The following is a 23,153-nucleotide window of genomic DNA, read 5'->3' on the forward strand; positions in this document are numbered from 1 at the left end:
ACTATTTCTCCTCACTTTCAAACCCGCAGCATTTTTCAACGATCAGTTGTTGGATGATGGGTAAATAATCGATCCGTGGATAATAGCTAGTGGGAATTTCATACGCCTCTTCTTCAATCGTTGAAAAGGGTATGGATTTACGATTGCCATTTTCCATTGCTTGCCAGGCCTTTTGTAAAACTTCATATGGCACAATAAAATATCGTTCAAAAGCTGAAAAGCGAACGATAATAAAAGCCACACCATTTTGTTCAGTCACTTGCTGCATATGGGTCATTTGATGCTCATGAATATTTTTTAAAGGGAAACTTGTTTTGGACGCAGTTTCCTTTGCATCAAAATCAATATAATGCCCATTCCAAACACCATTGTAGTCGGTTGTAGAGGGTGTTCGAAAATATGCTTCACGAATGACAGCAGCGCTTCGTGAAGGGTACTCTACTTTGACGATTTGTACAGGAACAGGTTTCTTATGAATGATAGCAAGTCGCCTTTTAATATAATAGTCGTTTGCTTCATTAATTTCATCTTCTAGTGTCTTTCCACGATTACTAAAAGACAAATCTTTACTTTTACTTTTTTTTTCTGTTTTCTGTACAGAAGTATGGGGGGTATACAATTTCCCATTTGGATAGCGAATTGTCATTTAGCTCACCCTTTATCAAACTGCTTTCCTATATATTAGTTTACCATGATTTGATGGCTCTTCTCTACCTCCATCCGTGTTGTCTTTGTTACAAGAGTAGTAGACAGTGGATGCAAAGAATAAACAAATTGCGTCGAAAAAAAGCTAATAATTGTCTTCCTTGAATCGTCAAAATAACTGATAAATTTAAACATAGAAACGGTTGAAGAATGGTGAATTATCTACACCTTTCATTCAGGACGCTTTTTTAGTTGGAAGGTTCATTTATAAAAATTTATCGAAAATCTTCTTCTTTCAGCTAACTTACGCTTATTTTGTCACGCATGAAGGTAATTCTATACATGCGAGGAATACTTTAAGTAAAGCAAAGGGGGCGTTATTTTGAACAAGTTAGAACAATTAGTTGCGCAGTTAGATCTGGTCAATCAATTACTTTTCACGAGAGTGTCGCTGGAGAACAATGCTCAGAATATGCACTTTTTTTTGCAGCTCAAAGCAGTTAGCCAGAAAGTAAGCTTAGCAGAAAAGAACTGGCAAGTAAAGAATGCTTGTTCGCCTATTAGTAGTGAAAAATGATAGACTTTGGTACACTTATCTCATAAGCAATTGAACTAACTCTATAGCATTAAAATTGATACAGTATTTACCACAAAACAAGTAGGGGAAGGTAAAGGTATCAGGAGGTGCCATATTTTCGTAGTTGAAATGATGGACAAGACATACTCATCATATATATGTACTTGCTACGAAAAATATTTGCTTACGAGTAATTGATGAGAGATGAGGTGCAAAAATTGTTAGTTATTCAGCAAACATCCCAATTAATAGATGAATGTGATCGATGTGTTTCACGTTTTTGGCAAATGCGTGAGGAGGACCGTACACCTGACTTTTTTCTAGAGGTGAAACCACACGCTGATAAAATTCATCAACTGTTGAAGGAATGGCAGCAAGAGGCCAATAAATGGATTCAAGAGAATCGACCGAAATATATGCATACACAACAAATTGCTTCAACGGTAGAATCGATGGAGCAATTTGTTGTGCAATCTTTTTATAAAGAAACAAGTAAAAAACGCTTCTTAGATGCGATTCATTCTACCTCCTTTACAATGAAAAACTTTGAACGACTGGTAAAGGAGGAGGCAGTAAATGCTATCGAAGAAACGAACGATTAGTGAGCTTTTGCATGAGTGGAGATATGATGAAGAATTAAAAGAACGTATTCTACATTGGCAAACACTTGAAGGACGACCTGCTAGCTATGCTCCTTTCCCAGAAAATTTACATCCTTCTTTAGTGAAGGCTTTGCAGGCAAGGGGAATCGAGCAACTTTATACGCATCAGCGAGAGGCCTTTGATTTGGCACAGAGTGGTACATCTTTTACGGCTGTTACACCAACCGCATCAGGTAAATCATATTGCTATCATTTGCCGGTGTTGCAAAAAATAGTAGAGGATAAAAACGCACGTGCGATCTATTTATTCCCAACAAAGGCTTTAGCGCAGGATCAAAAAAATGACTTGAATGAACTGATTGAACAAAGTGGTGAGGAAATTTTAAGTTATACCTATGATGGTGATACGGCTCCAGGCATTCGTCAGAAGGTTCGCAAAGCAGGACATATCGTTATGACAAATCCTGATATGCTTCATTCAGGAATTTTGCCACATCATACGAAATGGGTATCGCTATTTGAAAATTTACAGTATATCGTGATTGATGAATTGCATACATATAAAGGGGTATTTGGTTCCCATGTTGCCCATGTTATTCGTAGATTAAAACGCATATGTGAATTTTATGGTAGTAAACCTGTGTTTATTTGCACATCGGCAACGATAAAAAATCCTAAGGAGCTGGCCGAGCTATTAACAAATGAATCACATGCGCTCATCGCGGACTCTGGAGCACCTATCGGTAAGAAAACATTTCTGTTCTATAATCCGCCCATTATTCATAAAACTTTTGGGGTGCGTAGAAGTGCCGTGTTAGAGGTAAGTGATTTAGCAAAGCGGCTATATATAGCTGGTATTCAATCAATCATTTTCGCTAAAAGCAGAGTACGGGTTGAAATGATTGTCACTTATTTAAAGGAGCTCACTCGCAATAAGCTGCTGGATGAATCCGTGCGTGGCTACCGAGGTGGGTATTTACCATCTGAACGTCGGGTAATCGAAAAAGGCTTGCGTGATGGAACCATTCAAACCGTTGTCAGTACCAATGCGTTAGAATTAGGGGTCGATATCGGCCAGTTACAAGCATGTATTATGACAGGTTATCCAGGAAATATTGCAAGTGCCTGGCAACAAGCAGGACGTGCAGGAAGGCGACAGGATGAGGCTTTAATTATTTATGTTGCACAATCGACGGCACTGGATCAGTATGTGGTGAATCATCCTTTATTTTTACTTGGTAGTGCACCAGAGGAAGCACGTATTTATCCAGAAAATATGTTAATTTTAATGGATCATTTAAAATGTGCCGCTTTTGAATTACCTTTTTCTATAGAAGATACGTATGGTGAATATGATATACAAGAATTGCTAGATTATTTAGCAGAAGAGGGCGTTGTCTTTAAGACGAGCGATAAGTGGCATTGGATGAGCGATCGTTTCCCAGCACATGATATTAGCTTACGGTCGGCTTCCCAGGAAAATGTGGTTATAATTGATCTGTCTATTCCTGCCCAAACAAAGGTAATTGGAGAAATGGATCGTCATAGTGCCATGACACTATTACATGAAGAAGCGATTTATTTACATCAAGGGATTCAATTCCAAGTAGAGAAGCTCGACTGGGAAGAAAAGAAAGCTTATGTCCGTGAAGTCGACATCGATTATTATACAGATGCTAATCTTGCCGTTGAAATGAAGGTATTAGAGGAAGATCGAAGCCGAACTTATAACGGCGGTACGATTAGCTTTGGGGATGTAGGATTAGTTGCACAGGCAACTATTTTCAAGAAAATTCGCTTTGGCACGCATGATAATATAGGATCGGGGCCTATTCATTTACCTCCAGATGAAATGCATACAAGCGCATCATGGCTATCACTTCATCTAACAGAACAGTGGTCAGAGGCGGAATTGACAGAGGCAATGATTGGAGTAGCCTATGCCATGAATGCCTTTATCCCTTTATTTATTCAATGTGACAGCAGTGATGTAGCTGTTGTCCCACAAGTCAAAGCATCCCATAATGAGCTGCCCACATTTTTTGTTTACGATAAATACCCTGGTGGGATTGGTTTAAGTGAAAAGGTCTATGACTTATGGGAGGAGCTATTAATGAAAACGTTGGAGCATGTTTCAAATTGTCCTTGTGAATCTGGATGCCCATCATGTATTGGTGCCCAAGACAGTTTACAGGAAGGCAAGAAGAGAGTAGTAGTACTACTACGAATATTAAATCAAAAATAAATGAAGAAGGCTTAAGGATGATAGCGCTAGCTCCTTAAGCCTTCTTCATTTATTAATTTATAAATTGTTTTACGGTTAATTCCTGTTAAACGGTGGATAAAAAGAAAATTGATAAGTCATGGCTTGATAAATTTGATTCAGGAACTATGACAAGTGGGGATTTTGAAGGTTTAAAAATTATTATCTCCCAACGATAAAACTGATGCCCATTACCAATTGAGGTAATGGGTTTTTTTTATTTCCACAAATTTCACCTGTTACAGAATGAATGTTTATTTTGAAATAATGCAATTCAGTAGTTTGTATTAAAAAAATAACTGTTTATGAAATATTAGTTACTCCAAGGTAATTTCATTTTTTTCTAACATAGATCTTAAGAACAAGTATTGCATATAAAATAACACCTGAATAAATAACTATTTTTGACAAATCATACTGCCATCCTGATGAAATACCTCGTATTTGACAATCAACATACATTAACAATCCAATTATTATTATAAAAAAAGTAAGATAAATAAAATTTAATTTTTTTAGCAATATTAACACCTACCTTTAAATAAGGATAAACTAAAATTAAAAAAAATGCTAAAATTTTAAAAAATGAAATCTTATTACATTTATGGTATAATTTCCTACATGGGAGAAAAACAGGGGGTAGAGATTAGTGAAAAAATTTTTTATTAGAATTATTTGTATAGTATTTGCACTTTCTATGATAACACCATCTTTAGCTGTACCTGCTTCAGCAGCAGAAATTGATGATATTGAAGGGAAAATTATTTTAGAGAAAGATAATTACATATTTTCCTTATCTGAATCAGAAGATGGTAACAGTTTATTACAAGTAACAAATAGTCAAACAAATGAAGTTGAATACCTTGAGATTACCAAAAATGAAGAAAATACTATTGAAATGATTGCATCTAATGAAGATGGAAGCTATCAAGAACTAATAACTCTTGATAAAAATACTAAAGCAACTACATTAGAAAATTTAAATACTGGAGAGATAGAAGTATTAGAAGAAATTATAGTCGAAGAACCCACAATAGTTACTCCATTTCCTAAATATGGAGAGGATATAATTGCTCCGAGGGCATTACCTGGTGGAAACGGTGACTATGTTCTCTATATGACGTATAAAGGCAAGAAATCCATTGATACAACTTATCTTACAGGGGTTATCGGAATATTATTTGGGCTTTCTGTTCTAAATCTTCCGAAGTACACTAAAAAGGCAGAAGAAGCCGCTTTGGTTATAATATCTGGTATAGCACTCATTTATGTTTCCATCAAAACAAAGGAAGCTTACTATATAGGTGAATTGTACTTATATCGTGATTCATTTCATTATCCAGCTACATGGACAAGGTATTTTAAATGGGCTGATATAGATGATAACTATGCAGGATTAATTGATGCAACTTTTGTAAAATCTAATCACGAGTAGAACAAATTATGAAATATTAGAAAACTCCCATGAAAAATTAACGACCAACAAAGCTAATTTGATATGCTCCCTATTAGGTAGACAGATTAAAAAATAAAAATCTGTTTATCTAAGGGGGAGTATTTTTTATGGGTGAAGCAAACATCCACTTGAGTTGAAACTACATAACGTTCAATTGTTCGAAGAAGGTCACTATTCTATCAATGAATTGTGTGAAAGGTTTTCAATAGATCATCAAACTTTTCATAGATGGAAAATGAAATTTGAGGCAGGTGGACGTGAAGGATTACAAGAAGCTACTTCATGTAAATCCTATTCAAAAAAGTTAAAGTTAGCGGCTGTGAAGGACTACATTCAACGGAATTATTCACAGATGGAAGTGTTAGCGAAATATGGGATTAGTAGTACCTCAGTTTTAAAAAGGTGGGCAAAAAAGTATACTAGTCATCGAAGGAATTTAAGCGAATTGTTGAAAAAGCCAATATGACACAAAGTATGTCCCGTGTTGGTCGATGTATTGATAACGGACCAATTGAATCATTTTGGGGCACATTGAAGTACAATTCATATGAAGAGTTAAAACTAGCGATTGATGATTATATTCATTTTTATAATTACTATCGTTATCAGGAACGATTAAACGGCTTGAGTCCCTTAGAATTCAGGACTCAAGCCGCATAATACATTTTTTATTATTTCCACTGTCTACCTGACGGGGTGCAGTTCACAAATGAGTACCTGGTCTTTTTAATTTATTCACTTTGTAATTCCTGTACACGAGTCGAAAGGATCTCTTTTAATTCAGCCAAGTTATCTAAATCACAGTACTTATTAATGTAGCTCTTAGCAGAACTCTTTGCTGATTGTTTCCTTGTTTTTCTTAATTCTTTGCTGTGTAAGCCTTGAAGTTCTACTATTTTGGAATTACTCGGTAAATTGATGAAATTTAATTGAGTTAATAGTGATGTTTAAATCTTTTACGTTTGATTTGGAAAATCGGCGCAAAGTAGGTGAATACATTTCTTTACCAATAATATAGTCAATTGGTACATCGTATTTTAAGGTGAAGCAAAGGAATTCAATATTTGAAACATTTCTTGAAAAAGGAGAATCAAATTCTTCAAAAATAAAATTATTCCCTTGTAGAGAATTACAATGTAAACATACATTTGCGTAATAGTTGCTTTTTGTTGAGTTTGAATACATTACTTTGCACTTTGAATTTTCTTTTAAATACTTTGCAATTTCTGATGGAAAACCTAAACTTAAGGGTAGAATAACACAGTCTAATCCAATTAAATCTTCTGTTCCCTCACCGTGGTTTGTCGATCTATCCTCTAAATCTATTAAATTTTCCCCGTGTATAGCGATAGCATAAACTACTGTATGCTTCTTACATTTCCAACAATTTCTTTCGGTCTTTGCGAGATATACAAAATTTGTAGCAACAGTACTGTATTTTACCCATTTCTTAAATCTAAAATAAAATTTACGATTAGTGGTGGTCCATTTCTTAAATTCAGTATTCCACTTTGCATACATTTGCTTAGCTTCATCTTTATCAGAATAGGGCACATCTAAAAATAGCATATTTTATACTCCTTCCCGTGCTTTATAGTACTTACAATTTGGATTATGTATCTATTGAAAAAGTTATTTTGAATTGTATAAGAAAGGGAAGCCACTCACTGAAAAAAATAAATGAGTGGCATTTTCTGAATTTATTGTTTAACTTGGTAATCTTGTTTACCTAATTCTTTGCCACCAATACCTTGATTGGCAACTAATGTGACTGGAGTTTCTAAATCATCAAGTTCATAAGCAATTGCGTGTTCTACAGTTCCGCCTTTTTTAATATTTTCCATTTGTGTTTCTAAAAAACTCTCATCGGGTAATGACCCTATTTCTAATTTATTAACAGCATTCGGATTGTTATCCTGGATCACAGTAAATACAGCAAACCACGCTGTTCCAGGGTCAATTTCTTTATCACTTAAATTTGTAGTTTCATACCAAATTGCAAATACAGGTTTTTCACCATATTCGTTTCCTTTTTCTCCTGCTGGAATAACTTTTGTTTCCTTGATTTTTATTTTCAAATCTACTAGTTTTGCCTCACCATCTTTAAAGTAGACATCTTCACTTTGTTCTTCCTTTTCTGTTTTGTCAGCAGATACAGGTGTTTGAATTTCTTCTTTTGGTGGTTCTTCTTTAGCTTTTTCTTCACCACAAGCAGCAAGGCCAAGTGAAAGTACAAGTGCAGTGCTGAAAATTAGTTTTTTCTTCATTTGTAAAATAATCTCCTTTTTGTATATATTTTCATATAATAATACTATACTAAATTACCTAGATTATGTCATTATTAATTTGATTTCTCACTCCTTAAATGAACACATTTTTAGCTTTGTTTACATCAGATTTATTTCTTTAAAACTTCCATATTATAGGGTAAATAAAGTGCAGAAAAGTAGGGCAACAAAGTCCAAAAAGGCAACAAATGATAGTGCTTTAAATTACTAAAGTGGGTAAACGAAGGCAACGAGGGTAAACAGAGTTTGTTGCCGATTCTGTGAGGATAGAACCCTTGCAGTCAAAGGATTCCCTTATATAAGTAAACAAAGTAAACAAATAATATCTATTGAGTGTATTTATATAATATAGGTGTATATAACATATATAATATATACCTAATACGCCTAATACATATATACTATATACGTGGGAGCAAATTCGTTGCCCTAAATTTTAAAGTTATGGTGACCTAAATATGTTCACTTGCTTTTTACCTTATGTTTAATAAAATTCTCTTTGGCACGCATGATAATATAGGTTCGGGTCCAATACATCTACCTCCAGATGAAATGCATACAAGCGCATCATGGCTATCACTTCATCTAACAGAACAGTGGTCAGAGGCGGAATTGACAGAGGCAATGATTGGAGTAGCCTATGCCATGAATGCCTTTATCCCTTTATTTATTCAATGTGACAGCAGTGATGTAGCTGTTGTCCCACAAGTCAAAGCATCCCATAATGAGCTGCCCACATTTTTTGTTTACGATAAATACCCTGGTGGGATTGGTTTAAGTGAAAAGGTCTATGACTTATGGGAGGAGCTATTAATGAAAACGTTGGAGCATGTTTCAAATTGTCCTTGTGAATCTGGATGCCCATCATGTATTGGTGCCCAAGACAGTTTACAGGAAGGCAAGAAGAGAGTCATAATACTTCTTCAAAGATTAAATCAAATTAATTAACATGAAAAAAGAGGACTTGAGGAATAACTAAATTATTTCCTCAGGCCCTCCATATTTAATAGTGTGTAGCTCATCTAACGTTTAATGATAGTATGTTTTTCTAACTCACGTCCAGTAGTATTCTATTAAACTAAAGTTATTTAATAGATATTTTGTGTTTTTCGTTCAGTAATGTAGTACCATTTACTTTAACGACGATATTTAGACTGAGTAATCCACCGATTTTTACTTTTACGGTAGAGATTGTGCCATTTGCTTCTGTAATTTCACCTGTCAATGTAACATAAGGGTAGATTTGTTTGAACATACTATCTCTACTTTTTTTATCTACTACTTCATTATTAATAGAAAGAACTTCTTCAGTCACGGCATTTACAATTCGAATAATATGGCCTTTATAGTCTAATTGCCATACTTTAAATACTTCTTTTTCTAAATCCTCGGTTGTGTTTTTCCATTCTTCTTTTATTTCTTCACGTAAATTTTTAAACAAAGCATTTCCTCCAAAAAACATAATTTTATCACATTCTATTTGTAATTTCATTTTATAGGAAATACTTACAATAGTACACTGGCAATAGACAATAGCTTGAGCTTTCTATGTATCCAGGACATAAAAGGGACATACATCAAGAAATGCCGTATCTTTATTGAGAATGGATTGTTTAATGAATAGTTTTAAGCTAAAAGCATATCGGGGTAGTTTCTTTAAATAAAATATTGAAATTTCTCGAAAATAATCCAGAGACGTTTGAATCGGGGCTTTATTTTTTGCAGCTGTTTTACGCTTCCTCAGGCAGGGCGTGCTTTTTCCATTGCAACCGCAAAGACATACTCACATGTCCTTTACACTTTTAAGGTCATCAATTCAAGAAATAGAGTTTCTATAAACAAGAATTTCCTGCGATGAAAATTTTGAATGAGTCGAGCAATCATGGTAATCTTGCAAGAGAGTCTTATATTATAAGCAGAAAATGAGTGAAATACATGTCTTACGAAAATAAAATACTACAAATGAAAAAAATGCTTAGTAAAAAACCAGCGGCGACTCCACAAAGGGTAGAGGAACCGGCTTATCAAAAGCCAACTAGGCCTAGCTATACCGAGCGATGGGAAGAGGCTGGGCTTACGGTTGTAGAAAATGACTTTGGTATTGTGTTTAAGCGCCATGTACAGTATCCATTTTCTTTTCAGCATGGTCATTATCAGCTACAGTCATTTTTTGATGCGTTGAAAAAATGGCAGGATGCTTCGTTTGATCATCCATATGCACTGGATTTTCATGAACCTGTATTATTTTTTGATACAGAAACGACAGGCTTAAAAGGTGTGGGCACGCATATTTTTTTGCTTGGGTTTTTAGAGGTAGACGAAGAATGTTTTAGTTTAACTCAATATATTCTTGCAGACCCTGCACATGAGGCGGCGTTTCTGTTTGAATCAAAACTGTGGAAAAAATTAGCAACAGTCATCACCTATAATGGTAAAAGCTTTGATTGGCCGCAGCTTGAAACGCGCTGGACACTGCATCAAAAAACATTACCCAAATTAAGATCACAACGACAAATCGATTTATTGCATAGTTCCAAGCGTTTATGGAAAAATGATATGGAGCGCTTAAAATTAAAATCTGTGGAGGAAGAGAAGCTTGGTTTTTCTCGAAAGGGAGATATTCCTGGTCATCTTGCCCCTATTATTTATTTAGATGCTGTAAAAAGTGGCGTACCAGATGCTCTTATGAAGGTTTTGCTGCATAATGAGTGGGATTTGCTGTCTCTTATCACACTGTATAGTCATTCTACTCAGCTCTTGTTTGAAGAGGGATATGAAGAATCTGCAAAAACCTTTACCAATATTGGGAAATGGTATGGTGATTTAAAAGAAAGCACACAAAGTGTTAAGGTGTTAGAAAGGGTGACAACACAATTTGATGCACTGGAAGCGGGTAATGCTCAATATTATTTAGCACTACAGCATAAAAAGAGTAAACGCTATAGTGAAGCCATCGATGCATTTGTGGCCTCTCTCCATTTTGTCGAAGCAAGAACAAAGTTGCGTGTCCTTGAGCAACTAGCCATACTTTATGAGCACCAAATAAAAGATTATAAGCAGGCCCTTTATTATACGCAACAAGGCATACATCTCATTCAAAAGAATGAGCAATGGAGAGCAGAACAAAAACAAAAATGGGTAATTTCTTGGGAAAAGAGGTTGCTCAGATTAGGAAATAAGAAATAATTTCCCAGGTAATCGCATAAAACGACAAGTTTAGCCTTACAATTGGAGTTTTCAGACGATATAATGTGTTGAAGTATGCTATAATGTATTCGTGTATGTAGTGTGAGGAAGGGCGATGTGAATGGACATTAAATTAACGTCAAAAATGATCCTTGAAAAGGAATTTAAAAAGAACTTTAAAGGCTATAATGTGGAAGAAGTAGATTCATTCCTTGATGAAATTATTCAAGACTATGAAACGTTTGAAAAAGTGATGGCCCAACTACGTGAAGAAAATAGACAATTAAAAGAAGAAATTGAAAATACACCGAAGAGACAACCCGTTGCTTCAGCGGCAGCAGCAGGTACAACTAATTTTGACATTTTAAAACGTCTTTCTAATTTAGAAAAACATGTATTTGGTAGCAAGCTATACGAATAATTTTAGTCAATTATATTGTATTTAACATAAAACTCTAGTATAATCTTTCGTATCATCATGAAATTCTGGTAATCGCTGCGGCGCTAGACGTCGTAGAGGAAAGTCCATGCTCACACGGTACTGAGATGTCCGTAGTGTTCGTGCTTACTGAAAAAATAAGGTAAGGCAGCTGTTCAGGCTGACGGCGGAAGGAAAACCTAAGTCCTTGGATATGGTTGACACTTCCTGAAAGTGCCACAGTGACGAAGCTTGCTTGGAAACATGCAAGGTGGAACGAGGTAAACCCCACGAGTGAGAAACCCAAATTATGGTAGGGGCACTCTCTTGAAGGAATTGAACGGATAGAGGGACGGAGCTTGCTCTGTAGATAGATGATTACTACCTGGTCGTACGAGGCGCAAGCTGTTTGAGTACTCAGGAACAAAACATGGCTTATGGAATTTTTTTGATGCTTATTTACGAAATAACAAGCGCTCTCCAACTCGGTGGAGAGCTTTTCTTTTGAGTTTATGAGGAAAAAGTAACCTAGTTAATCAAGTCTTGGTATGCGCGATACGTTTGAGAATGGCTATTTGCTAGCCAAGCCTCTATCGCTACCGCTTCTAAGTCACAACATCTGAAAACGGTGATCGCATCAATGTGTATTATCTTGATTCAGCAAAAGTTTGGATACCTAGCAAAATGTTAGATACACATGACTCTCCTCTATAGGTAGTAAGAGTTTGCACATTTTCTTTCCATTCAGGTGGCGACAGGACGACTGCTGAATCAAGTATAAACCTCTAAGGATGTCACAGATTTTTAAGACGAGCTTACGAGTTACTCAAAAAAACTGTACACCATCTAAATGGGGTGTCATTGATTTACATACGAGTTGGCCTGACGTAAGTGCCCTTTAAAGGGGAGTATAGAGAGATAGGATGGGGCGGAACATGAACGGAGTAAATAATTGGGAAAGTATGGATAAAATGAAGTTGATTTCTCAATATCCTACTACCTTAATACTTAAAATCTTCGAAAATGTATCTGAAGGTATCATGATTACTGATGAATACAAAAAAATAGTAATGGTTAATCCTGCCTTTGAATTTGTCACAGGTTATAAACGTGATGATGTAGTGGGAAAAACACCTGCCGTTTTACAATCAGGTGTACATGAATTACCGTTCTATTTAGAAATGTGGGAACAGATACGACAAGAAGGAATTTGGCAAGGAGAAATATGGAATCGTCGTAAAACTGGAGACGTATATCCTGAATGGTTAACAATTGTTTGTGTAACCAACGATGAGGGTGAGGTTACAAATTATTGTGGTATTTTCACAGATTTGTCTGAAAGAAAAATAGTAGAAAACGAACTAGAAAAACGTTTACTGACTGATTCACTAACGGAAGTATCCAATCGTTTTGCTTATATCGAAAGAATGGATAATCTTTTAGAATCAACTTCTGCTATTTCTCATTCAGTGCAGCATGCGGTCTATTTTTTAGATTTAGATAGATTTAAGCAAATTAATGATACTTTAGGTCATGCTGTCGGAGATTCCATTTTAATAGAAGTCGCCAAACGACTAAAACATTTACTGAAAAACAAAGATATTATCGCAAGATATGGCGGAGATGAATTCGTCATTACATTAACGAATGTAAAAAACGTAAAAGAAGCTGCACAATTTGCTGAACAAATAATAAGTAGTATTGAAAAGCCAATGATGATAAACGGCCAGGAAGTGTTTATTTCTACAAGCATAGGCGTAAGTGTCTATCCAGTAGATGGGAAAAATACGGAAGAACTCATTAATTGTGCTGACAGAGCAATGACCTATTCAAAAAAGAATGGTTTGAATGGCTATTCTTTTTATTTTGATGAACTGCAAACAGATGCACAGCGTGTCTTATTGCTAGATTCAGAGTTAAGAAGAGCCATTGACAATCGTGAATTTGAGCTGCATTTCCAGCCGAAAATATACATGGACAATGAGCAAATTCAAGGATTAGAGGCATTGGTCCGTTGGAATAATGAAAGGCTAGGCTTTGTCTCTCCTGGAGAGTTTATCCCTTATGCTGAGGAAACAGGATTAATCATTCCTCTAAGTGAGGTCATTCTGGAAAAGGCGTGCGAGGCAGTTATTCAAATGCAACAATACGGGTGGAAAATACCGGTTGCCATTAATATATCAAGTATTCACTTTAGACAGCAAAATTTTTTAGAATCGATCCAAGCAATATTAGAACGCTATAATATGCCAGCAAACAATTTTGAAATAGAAGTGACGGAACGAACAGTCATGAACAGTGCTAACGAAACTGTAAGCAAATTAGTTCGTTTGAAACAATTAGGCTTTAAAATCTCCATAGATGATTTTGGGACAGGCTATTCGTCCCTGAGCTATTTAGTTCGCTTTCCGCTAGATTGTTTAAAAATCGATCGAAGCTTTATTCAACATATTGGGTCGCTCGATGAAAAACAGGCAGTTGTAGATGCTATTATTCAAATGTCCCATCGCCTAAAAATGAAAGTTGTGGCAGAAGGTGTAGAACAGGCACAACAAGTGGATATACTACGTAAAATGAACTGTGATATTATTCAGGGCTATTATTACAGCAAACCATTACCATTAAACGACCTAATGGAGTTTATGGAATATTGGGAAATTGAGCATCAAGGAAGGAAATAATCTATGGCAAATTATCAATTAGTAGCAACGTCAGCAATGGGTTTAGAGGCAATTGTAGCCCAAGAAGTAAAAGCACTTGGTTATGAAACAACTGTTGACAATGGTAAAGTATATTTTCAGGGTGATGAAACAGCGATTGCACGTGCCAATTTGTGGCTAAGAGTAGCTGATCGTGTAAAAATTGTCGTTGGACAATTCCCAGCAAAATCATTTGAACAATTATTTGAAAGTGTAAAAGCTTTACCGTGGGAAAAATATTTACCCGTGGATGCTGCCTTTCCTGTTTCAGGGAAGTCGGTTAAATCTAAATTATTTAGTGTACCTGATTGCCAAGCTATCACAAAAAAAGCAATTGTTGAACGAATGAAACAGCATTATAAGCGACTTGGCTTTTTAGATGAATCAGGTGCTACTTACAAAATTGAGGTTTCGATTTTAAAAGATGTGGCGACACTAACGATTGATACATCAGGCGCAGGTCTTCATAAACGTGGCTATCGTCAAGTACAAGGTGAGGCACCGTTAAAAGAAACCTTAGCGGCGGCGCTTATACAAGTTTCAAAATGGAATCCAAATCGTCCGTTTGTAGATCCATTCTGTGGTTCAGGAACCATTGCTTTAGAGGCAGCCATGTTTGGACAAAATATAGCACCAGGCTATAATCGTGAGTTTATTTCTGAAGACTGGCCATGGATGAAAGCGCAAATCTGGGACACTGTCCGAGACGAAGCAGAAAGCTTGGCCAATTATGATCAGCTGTTAGAAATTGTAGGTTCTGATATTGATCATCGCATGGTAAGCATTGCACAAGAAAATGCTACAGAAGCAGGATTTGGTGAGCTAATTACGTTTAAGCAAATGCAAGCACGTGATTTCACGACTCAGTTAACAGATGGTGTAATGATCGGTAACCCTCCATACGGCGAACGTATTGGTGATGTTGAAGTTGTAGAACAGGTTATCCGTGATTTAGGGCAAGTTATGAAAAACTATCCAACTTGGTCAGTATATATGCTATCCTCCATGAAAAATTTTGAAGAATTATATGGACGCCAAGCGACGAAAAAACGGAAATTATTTAATGGTTTTATTGAAACAAATTATTATCAGTTCTGGGGACAAAAGTCTAAAAGAGATTAACGAATAGTAACGGAAGATAAGATTTTTTCTTATCTTCCGTTTCGTCGCGTATAATAGCACCAGATAGTAAGAGGGGGAACATCAATTGCGTAAATCTTTACCATTTGCATTATCAAAGGACCGATCATTTTTTGATTCACTAGGTGACTGGATGGGTGACGTCCTTTATGATGAATTGCCTGAAAAAGGCTTTGAATGTCGTGATGAGCAAATCTTTATGGCTTATCAAATAGAACAAGCGCTAAAAGAAAAAAACGTACTCTTTGCAGAAGCGGGTGTTGGAACTGGGAAAACAATCGCCTATTTACTCCCAGCTATTTCTTATGCACGCTATACAGGGAAACCGGCACTTATTGCATGTGCTGATGAAACATTAATCGATCAGCTCGTTAAAGAGGGCGGAGACATCTATAAGCTACAAAAAACGCTTGGTCTGGAAATTGATGTTCGTTTAGCCAAATCCCGGGATCAATATTTATGCTTAAAACGCTTTGAGGAAGCAGAAAAAGTTGAATCGGATGAATGGATTGATGATATTTCCTTCTCCATTCCGGATGGTGTGTATGCCCAAGGTTCAATGATTGCTATTCATCCATATGGAGAACGTAGTAATTATCCAACTGTCAGTGATGAGGATTGGCAAAAAGTTAATTACAACTCGATTATGCAATGCTCTGTATGTGATCTACGTAATCGCTGTGGGCAAACATTGCATCGTTCTCATTACCGTAAATCAACGGATTTAGTTATTTGTTCGCAAGATTTCTTAATGGAGCATTTAGCTACAAAGGAATCTCGTGAACGTGAGGGACAGCTTGCCTTACTGCCAGAAGTGTCTATGATGGTATTAGATGAAGGACATCTGTTGGAATACGCTGCACAAAAAGCAATGACTTATAAAGTACAGGCAACAACGATTGTTCAGCTTTTAGAGCGATTAATGGTGGATGGTGTGCGAGAACGAACTTTGTATGCTATGGAAAAATTGCAAGATGATCATGAGTTATTTTTTGATCAGCTTCGTGATGATATCGTTGCTTCAGATGAGGATCGTAAACGTATCAATAAATCCAAAACATTGCTTGCTTATGGAAAACAATTGATACATGATGTGGAAGTATTGATGGAAGAATTTGTTTTTGAATCTGAAATGTATATGATTCCTGAATATGAGTTAAACATGGCAGAGGAATATTTAGAACAATATGAGGCTTCCTTACGTATTTTCATAGCTCAAGGAGATGCAGTGGATTGGCTGGAGGAAACAGATGGAGAAGAAACGTTGGTGATTATGCCTCGTTTAATTACAGAAGTTTTAGCAGAAAAACTATTCTCTAAAAAGCTTCCGATCGTCTTTTCATCTGCTACTTTATCCGTTAATAAAGACTTTTCGTATATCGCCTATAGTCTAGGTATTAAAGAGTCCCAATCATTTTCAGTCCCTTCGCCATTTGATTATGAAGAAGTAATGAAAATCTATTTACATGAGCTTGATCAACATGCTAAAACCGCACGTGTACAGCAATTACTACGTGATGGCGAGCAAACATTAATTTTATTTAAATCCAAGCAAGCCATGTTGAAATTTAAAGCCGATTTGCCATTAATGGAGCGCATGCATGTTGCCTTTGAAGGTGATCGAGAGCTCTCCGCCATTGTTCGTGATTTCCAGCAGGGAATCGTTAAAACATTATGCTCATATCATTTATGGGAAGGCTTAGATTTACCTGAAGAAGCATTAACACGCGTTATTATTTATGATTTACCGTTTCCTCCACAGGATCCGTTATTTGATGCGAAGCGTACGTTTGCTGAAAACCCATTTGAAGAAGTGGAGTTACCATTTATGCAATTGCGCTTGCAGCAAGGAATGGGCCGCTTAATTAGGACGTCAAACGATCATGGTGATATTCATATTTTGTTAAATGAAGAAGAACAAAAACAACGCGCAGCCTTTGAAAATATATTAGCTGTTGCACCTGAAATAAAGTAGAATTAAGAGAGTTTGCTTAATCGGCAAGCTCTCTTTTTATTATATTGAAATAGATATTTTTCCCTTGTTAAATAATGTAATAACAAAAATATGTTGAATATTTCTCTTTTAGGCTATATAGTTCTTTGTAATGCAATGAATTTTGATGAAAGATAATATTTTTTGTATTGAAAATAATTTCACAAAAGGTTTATAATAATGACAAGAATTTTTAAGAATAATCAAACTGATTGTTGATTATTCCGTGATGGGGGGCTTTAACCTGTCGAACATTCAATCATTGTGTAGAAACTATACCAATCTTTCGGCAACGGATATTGACAAGTTAATAGAAATAGAAGCTACGCTTAAGTATTATGCTGAGCTCACTGATTGTTATATGTTCATAGATTGTATGATGGATAATTTATCACATGCAATTGTCGTGGCAGAAGCATTCCCTAACAAGGAAAAAGGTTTATACGAAAAATCGGTTATTGGAAAATTCGTTTTTGAAAGTTTTGAACCAGCCGTATTTACTGCGTTTAAACAAAAAGAAAAATCATCGATTTCCAGAGCCGTTACACAAGAAGGCATTACAGTCGAACAAAATGTGATTCCGATCTTTAATGAACAACAGCAAGTAATTGCTGTGTTGATTCAGGAAAAGATGGTGAAGATGCAAACGACACCAAAAGATGATTTTCAAAATATGCCTTTTGCATTAATTGAACATATTGTAGAACCTAATTCTCAACCGATACCAGTTGTTTCTGATTTACTTGTAGAGTCAATTATTCTTACGAATCACGAAAACAAAGTTATCTATAGTAACCCTGCTGGCTATCATTTTATTTCAGAACTTTCGGGATTAGAAAACTTTGACAATGTTGCATTGGATAAAATCTTACCGTTTTTACAGGAGGTCTATGATAAAGGCGACGATGTCTTTTTCCTAGAGATTACGATTGATCGTAAATCCTTTATCGTGAAGAAAATCCCAATTCGTAGTCAAAATGACAAGGTTACACTCCTCATTATTCATGATCTAACAGAGCTAAAGCTGAAAGAAAATGAACTGATGATGAAAACATTTGCCATACGAGAAATTCACCATCGTGTGAAAAATAATCTTCAGACAGTGACAAGCCTATTACGCTTGCAAATGCGCAATGAATTGTCGGCTGTCAATGCAAGTGCTTTTCAGGAGGCATTAAATCGAATATATAGCATCTCATCTGTATATGAGCTTATTTTAGAAAATGAGGATAACGCTGAAGAAAGAGTAGACGTTATTGCATTGGCTAAAAAAATTGGACATAAAATGATTGGCACGTCCAATACAGCAACTATTCAACTAGCATTTCATCACGAACATTTGCAAGTATTTTGCCATTCCAAAAAGGCAGTATCCCTTGCACTCATTATTTGTGAGCTACTACAAAATGCATTAAAGTATGCTTTTGTTGGTCGTGATGAAGGAGCCATTGATATTCATTTCATGCAGGAAACTTCAACTATTTCACTTCATATTTCCGACAACGGCGTTGGAATGCAAGAAGTGAAGGCATCATTTGGCATGGAAATTATCACAAGGCTTGTGGAATATGATTTAGCTGGCTCATTTTCAATTATCCCTAGTGAAGAAGGTACACATACTCAAATTCAGTTCCCTGTAAGTGAGGAGGTATTTATCGTAAATGACTAGGAAAGTTATGATTGTCGAAGATGAATCATTGATTGCCATTGATTTGAAGTTTATGCTAGAGGATAATGGTTACGAAGTAGTGGCACAAGCTAATAATGGTGAAACCGCCATTGAGCTAGCCTTTTTGCATAAACCACAATTAATCTTAATGGATATTAAAATGCCTAAACTAGATGGTTTAAAGGCAAGTAAAATTATTGAACAACAGCTTGGCATACCTGTTCTCTTCATCTCGGCATATAGTGAAAAAGAATTGCTACTATACATGAAGCAGGATAATATATTAGGATATGTTATGAAACCGTTTTCTGAAAAAAATGTGTTGCCTGTGTTAGAGGTTGCTTTTCATCAAATTGATAAGTTCAACCGTCTCAATGGGGAGATTTTACATAAGCAAACACAATTAGATAAGCGAAAAGTCATTGAACGAGCGAAGGGCTTGCTTATGCAGGCTGAAAATATAAGCGAGGACGAGGCTTACCGCAAAATTCGCAATGAAAGTATGCAAACACAGCAAGAAATGGTGCATATTGCGGAGCAAATTATTTTAAACTTACAAGTTAATAGTTGAAGCAAAGGCGCTTTAAAGAGATTTCTTCTTTAAAGTGCCTTTTTTTATATAAATTTATTAATCATAAAGGGGTGATGAGTAAGATGGCAATGATAGGAACGATTATCGTTTATATTATTATGATTTGTGCTGTTTTAGGGGCAATCGGAGCAATCCGAGATGCTGAGTATGGAATTGGTAAAGAGTTTATGAATGGTATCCATACAGTTGGTCATATTTTCGTCCCAGCAGCAGGGATCATGGCAGCTATACCTTACTTAACATGGTTTATTAGTCATTTTATTAGTCCGATTTTTGAGTTAATTGGTGCAGATCCTGCGATTGCAGCGACGACTATTTTAGCTTCGGACATGGGTGGTTACCAATTAGCCAATGCTTTAAAAGAGTCATATGAGGGATGGGTAATGGCTCTAGTCGTTGGATTTATGTCAGGTGCTACTATTGTCTTCTCGATTCCAATGGGTCTTGCGATGTTAGATAAGCGTGATCATAAATATATGGCGCTTGGTATTATGGCCGGCGTATTAACAATTCCGATTGGTGCATTTATTTCATCAATTATGATTGTGCTATTTAACACAGAAGTGCGTGAAGTTATCAGTACAACAGAGGCGCCTACATATGTATTTGCCATTTCTGTTCTACAAATTTTAATTAATTTACTGCCTTTGTTCATCTTTGTTGTATTAATCGCGTTAGGCTTAAAGCTTATTCCAAACGGTATGATTGCAGGCTTCATGTTATTCGGCCGTGTGATGGATGCCGGAATCAAATTGGTATTAGTGTTCTCGATTGTTGAAATTTTCACAGGTATTTTTACAAAAATATTTGGTGCATGGGGCTTCGATCCAATTATGGCTGATGAGATCGATCAATTCAGAGCATTAGAAACAGCTGGTTATATAGGTATTATGCTAGCCGGTGCATTCCCAATGGTTTATTTAATTCGAAAATATGCATCGAAACCACTTGAAGCGGCTGGTAAGAAATTGGGCCTTTCATCTGTAGGGAGTGCAGGAATTTTAGCAACTATTGCTAATATCTTGGCGATGTTCACGCTTGTTCGTCATATGCCACCAAAAGATAAAGTTATTAATATTGCGTTTGGTGTATGTTCAGCATTTTTATTAGGCGATCACTTATCATTTACAGCTAATTTCCAGCCGACGATTATTTTACCTGTTATTGCCGGTAAGTTTTTAGCGGGTGTGATTGCGATTATTTTAGCGTATAAGCTTTCTGTACCGACTGCCTTAAGGTTAGAAATGGAAGATCGCAAAGCAGGCATTATAAAAGAAGGCGAATATTTAGATCAAAAATCTTAATCCATTAAAAGTGAGGTGATGATGTGTGAGTGAAGAAAAGAAACGATTTATTCAGGAGTTTGTGCCGGGTAAACAGCTAACATTGAGTCACCTTATTGCGAACCCTGACCCCGAGATGTTTCAAAAGCTGGGTATTCAAGAATCGGGTGCGCTAGGTATTATGACGTGTACTCCAAGTGAAACGGTTATCATCGCTGGGGATTTAGCGACGAAAGCTGCCAATGTTAGATTAGGATTTTTAGACCGTTTTACAGGCAGTCTCGTTATTGTCGGTAGTGTATCAGAGGTGGAAATGGCGATGTTAGAAATTAATCGTTTTTTATCCGAGGTATTAGGCTATACACCATCAAGAATAACAAAATCATAGGATGTGTCGTATGAAAAATCGAGTAATGATAATAGGCGGTGTGCAAGCAGGAAAGTCAACATTGATGAATACTTTGTTGGGCAAAGAAAGCAGTGCCAATAAAACACAAGCACTCGTTTATGAAGACTGGATTGTCGATACACCCGGTGAATATATTGAAAATCCCATGTATTACAGAAACATTATGGCCACTTCGTTGGAAGTAACACATGTCATTTATTTGCAGGATGCCACATCTTCAAGAAGTGTGTTTCCTCCGCAATTTAGCTTAGGGATTCCGAAAATACAAATCGGTGTCATTACAAAAATTGATGCACCTGATGCAGATGTTGAAAGAGCGACAGGTTTATTAAAAAATGTGATGACACAGGGCCCTATCGTGAAAACTTCTTCGTGGAAAAAGCTTGGCGTGGAATGGATTGCGCCACTTATTCAGCTTCATACACACGAAGAAATTCAACAATTCGTGAAGGATTGCGATAGTCCATATCTCATGTATTGCTCACAGTAGCGAGAGGGTGGTGTAGGGTGAAAACTGAAAAAATTTATAGTGCTGGCATTGATATTGGGACAAGCACGACCAAAATGGTAGTTAGTCGTTTTTTGTTAAAGAATGTGGCTGGCGTAACCCATGTGCCAAGGATTGAAATTATTGAAAAGACGGTGTTACATCAAAGTCCCATCATCAAGACACCATTTATCAATAAAGACATCATCGATATGAAAAAAATTGAAGAATTCATTTTTCAGCAGTACCAATTAGCTCAAATCGTACCAACTGATATATCAACGGGCGCAATTATTATAACTGGCGAATCTGCCACGAAGGAAAACGCAAGAGAGGTTGTCCATACCATTGCAGATGGCGCAGGTCATTTTTTAGTTGCTACTGCTGGTCCTGATTTAGAAGGCATTATTGCGGCCAAAGGGTCAGGTACTTTACAGCAATCAAAAAACTCTTCAAAAGTGATCGCCAATATTGATATTGGTGGTGGAACTGCCAATATTGCTGTTATGCAATTTGGAGAAGTCATCGGGACATGTACCTTACATGTTGGTGGTAGATTGATTGAATTTAACAATGGTAGGATTCAATCAATTTCTCCGCCACTCATGGAACTGATGGAAAAGTGGTCTAATCCGTTATCCGTCGGTGATGCGGCAGAAGATGCTCGAGTGACGCAATGTATAGAGGAAATGGTCGGTACACTTGCTTTAATTTTGAAGGGACAGTGTACGGATGACAAGCATCCATTATTACTTGGGCATTTGCCAAACTGGCATAAACCAGTAGATGCCATCGTCTTTTCTGGAGGAGTAGCTTCTTGTATTTATGAAAATGAATGTACTCAGCGTCAATATGATGATATTGGTGAACGATTAGCGAAAATGCTCGTTCAGCATGAGCAACTGCAATCATTTTTATGGCTCCAACCTAAAGAAACCGCTCGTGCGACCGTCACTGGTGCAGGTACACAAACTACGGAAATTAGTGGGGCAACCATCCAGGTGGATGCCGAGGTGTTACCACTCAAAAATGTTCCTGTGTTTAACTGCCATCTGGATGAAACAGCAATAGACTATAACAGCACGGTGAAAACAGCGGTGGAACGAGCAGATGATTTATTTGCGATACAGGATAATCGTGCACCATTTGCACTCTATTTTAGTGAATTGCCGTATTTAAGCTTTCAGGATGTACATGCATTGTGTGAGGCCTTATTGCAACATTTGGCAACAAGATGCTCCAAGGACATACCAATTATCATAGTCATTCAATCAGATTATGCAAAGATTATCGGACAAACCATACAAGCAATTAATCCGACAGTCCCAATTATTTGCATCGATCAAATCAAAGTGGAGACGGGAGATTATATCGACATTGGAGAGGTTCTGCCTTCAGGCGTTGTTCCAGTTGTTGTGAAAACTCTTGCCTTCCACTCAAAGTAAG

General features: G+C 36.5%; 19 protein-coding genes, 1 other RNA gene and 2 pseudogenes. 18 read left to right on the top strand and 4 right to left on the bottom strand.

Annotated features, from left to right (window positions below; translation table 11 throughout):
• Position 1 precedes the first annotated feature (1 nt).
• Positions 2-646 carry a Holliday junction resolvase RecU gene (recU, locus tag MKX57_RS07660; protein ID WP_008176494.1) on the bottom strand — a complete coding sequence of 215 codons (645 nt, stop codon included), beginning with the start codon at positions 644-646 and terminating at the stop codon, positions 2-4.
• Positions 647-1,027: 381 nt separating this feature from the next.
• Between recU and MKX57_RS07665 the strand changes: the two genes are divergently transcribed.
• From MKX57_RS07665 to MKX57_RS07685, 5 genes and pseudogenes are all read left to right on the top strand, one after another.
• Positions 1,028-1,222 (top strand): hypothetical protein, encoded by a 195-nt coding sequence (locus MKX57_RS07665; RefSeq protein ID WP_008176489.1) that lies wholly within the window; start codon positions 1,028-1,030, stop codon positions 1,220-1,222.
• Positions 1,223-1,431: 209 nt separating this feature from the next.
• Positions 1,432-1,824, top strand: a complete 393-nt coding sequence (locus MKX57_RS07670) for a YppE family protein (RefSeq protein ID WP_239354402.1) — start codon at positions 1,432-1,434, stop codon at positions 1,822-1,824.
• A complete protein-coding gene (locus MKX57_RS07675; RefSeq protein ID WP_342550879.1) occupies positions 1,799-4,069 on the top strand; it encodes a DEAD/DEAH box helicase in 2,271 nt (756 codons plus the stop codon). Before MKX57_RS07670 ends, MKX57_RS07675 begins: the two co-directional genes overlap by 26 nt.
• A 667-nt stretch (positions 4,070-4,736) precedes the next feature.
• Complete coding sequence (locus MKX57_RS07680) at positions 4,737-5,522, top strand: hypothetical protein (RefSeq protein WP_043990145.1); 786 nt, start codon at positions 4,737-4,739, stop codon at positions 5,520-5,522.
• A gap of 433 nt (positions 5,523-5,955) precedes the next feature.
• Positions 5,956-6,203: pseudogene (locus tag MKX57_RS07685) on the top strand (IS3 family transposase); the annotation flags it as partial.
• 243 nt (positions 6,204-6,446) lie between these two features.
• Here MKX57_RS07685 and MKX57_RS07690 read toward each other — a convergent pair.
• Both MKX57_RS07690 and MKX57_RS07695 read right to left on the bottom strand, forming a co-directional pair.
• Positions 6,447-7,112 carry a DUF5710 domain-containing protein gene (locus MKX57_RS07690; protein WP_008176477.1) on the bottom strand — a complete coding sequence of 222 codons (666 nt, stop codon included), beginning with the start codon at positions 7,110-7,112 and terminating at the stop codon, positions 6,447-6,449.
• A gap of 131 nt (positions 7,113-7,243) precedes the next feature.
• Positions 7,244-7,810 carry a DUF5067 domain-containing protein gene (locus MKX57_RS07695; RefSeq protein ID WP_043990143.1) on the bottom strand — a complete coding sequence of 189 codons (567 nt, stop codon included), beginning with the start codon at positions 7,808-7,810 and terminating at the stop codon, positions 7,244-7,246.
• A gap of 501 nt (positions 7,811-8,311) precedes the next feature.
• Between MKX57_RS07695 and MKX57_RS07700 the strand changes: the two are divergent.
• Positions 8,312-8,779, top strand: a pseudogene (locus tag MKX57_RS07700) (DUF1998 domain-containing protein); the annotation flags it as partial.
• A gap of 136 nt (positions 8,780-8,915) precedes the next feature.
• Here the strand turns inward: MKX57_RS07700 and MKX57_RS07705 are convergent.
• Complete coding sequence (locus tag MKX57_RS07705) at positions 8,916-9,272, bottom strand: hypothetical protein (RefSeq protein WP_107921791.1); 357 nt, start codon at positions 9,270-9,272, stop codon at positions 8,916-8,918.
• 494 nt (positions 9,273-9,766) lie between these two features.
• Here MKX57_RS07705 and MKX57_RS07710 point away from each other — a divergent pair, with 494 nt between their 5' ends.
• The 12 genes from MKX57_RS07710 (at position 9,767) to MKX57_RS07765 (ending at position 23,152) form a co-directional block, all read left to right on the top strand.
• The gene (locus MKX57_RS07710) at positions 9,767-11,017 is read left to right on the top strand and encodes a ribonuclease H-like domain-containing protein (protein ID WP_239354405.1); all 1,251 of its coding nucleotides are present in this window, start codon (positions 9,767-9,769) and stop codon (positions 11,015-11,017) included.
• A 121-nt stretch (positions 11,018-11,138) separates the two neighbouring features.
• Positions 11,139-11,438 (top strand): cell division regulator GpsB, encoded by a 300-nt coding sequence (gpsB, locus tag MKX57_RS07715; RefSeq protein ID WP_036124847.1) that lies wholly within the window; start codon positions 11,139-11,141, stop codon positions 11,436-11,438.
• Between the two features lie 60 nt (positions 11,439-11,498).
• Positions 11,499-11,878: RNase P RNA component class B (gene rnpB, locus MKX57_RS07720), an RNA gene on the top strand.
• A gap of 492 nt (positions 11,879-12,370) precedes the next feature.
• Entirely contained in the window at positions 12,371-14,116 is a 1,746-nt protein-coding gene (locus MKX57_RS07725; protein WP_342550880.1) for an EAL domain-containing protein, read from the top strand.
• Between the two features lie 3 nt (positions 14,117-14,119).
• Positions 14,120-15,256, top strand: a complete 1,137-nt coding sequence (locus tag MKX57_RS07730; RefSeq protein ID WP_342550881.1) for a class I SAM-dependent RNA methyltransferase — start codon at positions 14,120-14,122, stop codon at positions 15,254-15,256.
• An 85-nt stretch (positions 15,257-15,341) separates the two neighbouring features.
• Positions 15,342-17,249, top strand: coding sequence for an ATP-dependent DNA helicase (locus tag MKX57_RS07735; protein ID WP_008176459.1), 1,908 nt, complete (start codon positions 15,342-15,344; stop codon positions 17,247-17,249).
• Positions 17,250-17,496: 247 nt separating this feature from the next.
• A complete protein-coding gene (locus MKX57_RS07740; protein WP_342532435.1) occupies positions 17,497-18,936 on the top strand; it encodes a sensor histidine kinase in 1,440 nt (479 codons plus the stop codon).
• Entirely contained in the window at positions 18,929-19,507 is a 579-nt protein-coding gene (locus MKX57_RS07745) for a response regulator (protein ID WP_025115126.1), read from the top strand. The genes MKX57_RS07740 and MKX57_RS07745 overlap by 8 nt, the downstream gene beginning before the upstream one ends.
• Positions 19,508-19,590: 83 nt before the next feature.
• A complete protein-coding gene (eutH, locus tag MKX57_RS07750; RefSeq protein ID WP_008176453.1) occupies positions 19,591-20,832 on the top strand; it encodes an ethanolamine utilization protein EutH in 1,242 nt (413 codons plus the stop codon).
• A 25-nt stretch (positions 20,833-20,857) separates the two neighbouring features.
• Positions 20,858-21,199 carry a BMC domain-containing protein gene (locus MKX57_RS07755; RefSeq protein WP_008176451.1) on the top strand — a complete coding sequence of 114 codons (342 nt, stop codon included), beginning with the start codon at positions 20,858-20,860 and terminating at the stop codon, positions 21,197-21,199.
• A 10-nt stretch (positions 21,200-21,209) separates the two neighbouring features.
• A complete protein-coding gene (locus MKX57_RS07760; protein WP_008176450.1) occupies positions 21,210-21,710 on the top strand; it encodes a EutP/PduV family microcompartment system protein in 501 nt (166 codons plus the stop codon).
• 17 nt (positions 21,711-21,727) lie between these two features.
• Complete coding sequence (locus MKX57_RS07765; protein WP_008176448.1) at positions 21,728-23,152, top strand: ethanolamine ammonia-lyase reactivating factor EutA; 1,425 nt, start codon at positions 21,728-21,730, stop codon at positions 23,150-23,152.
• The last annotated feature ends 1 nt before the right edge of the window (position 23,153 follow it).

The sequence above is a fragment of the Lysinibacillus sp. FSL M8-0216 genome (genome assembly GCF_038595555.1).
In the GTDB taxonomy this organism is placed as follows: domain Bacteria; phylum Bacillota; class Bacilli; order Bacillales_A; family Planococcaceae; genus Lysinibacillus; species Lysinibacillus fusiformis.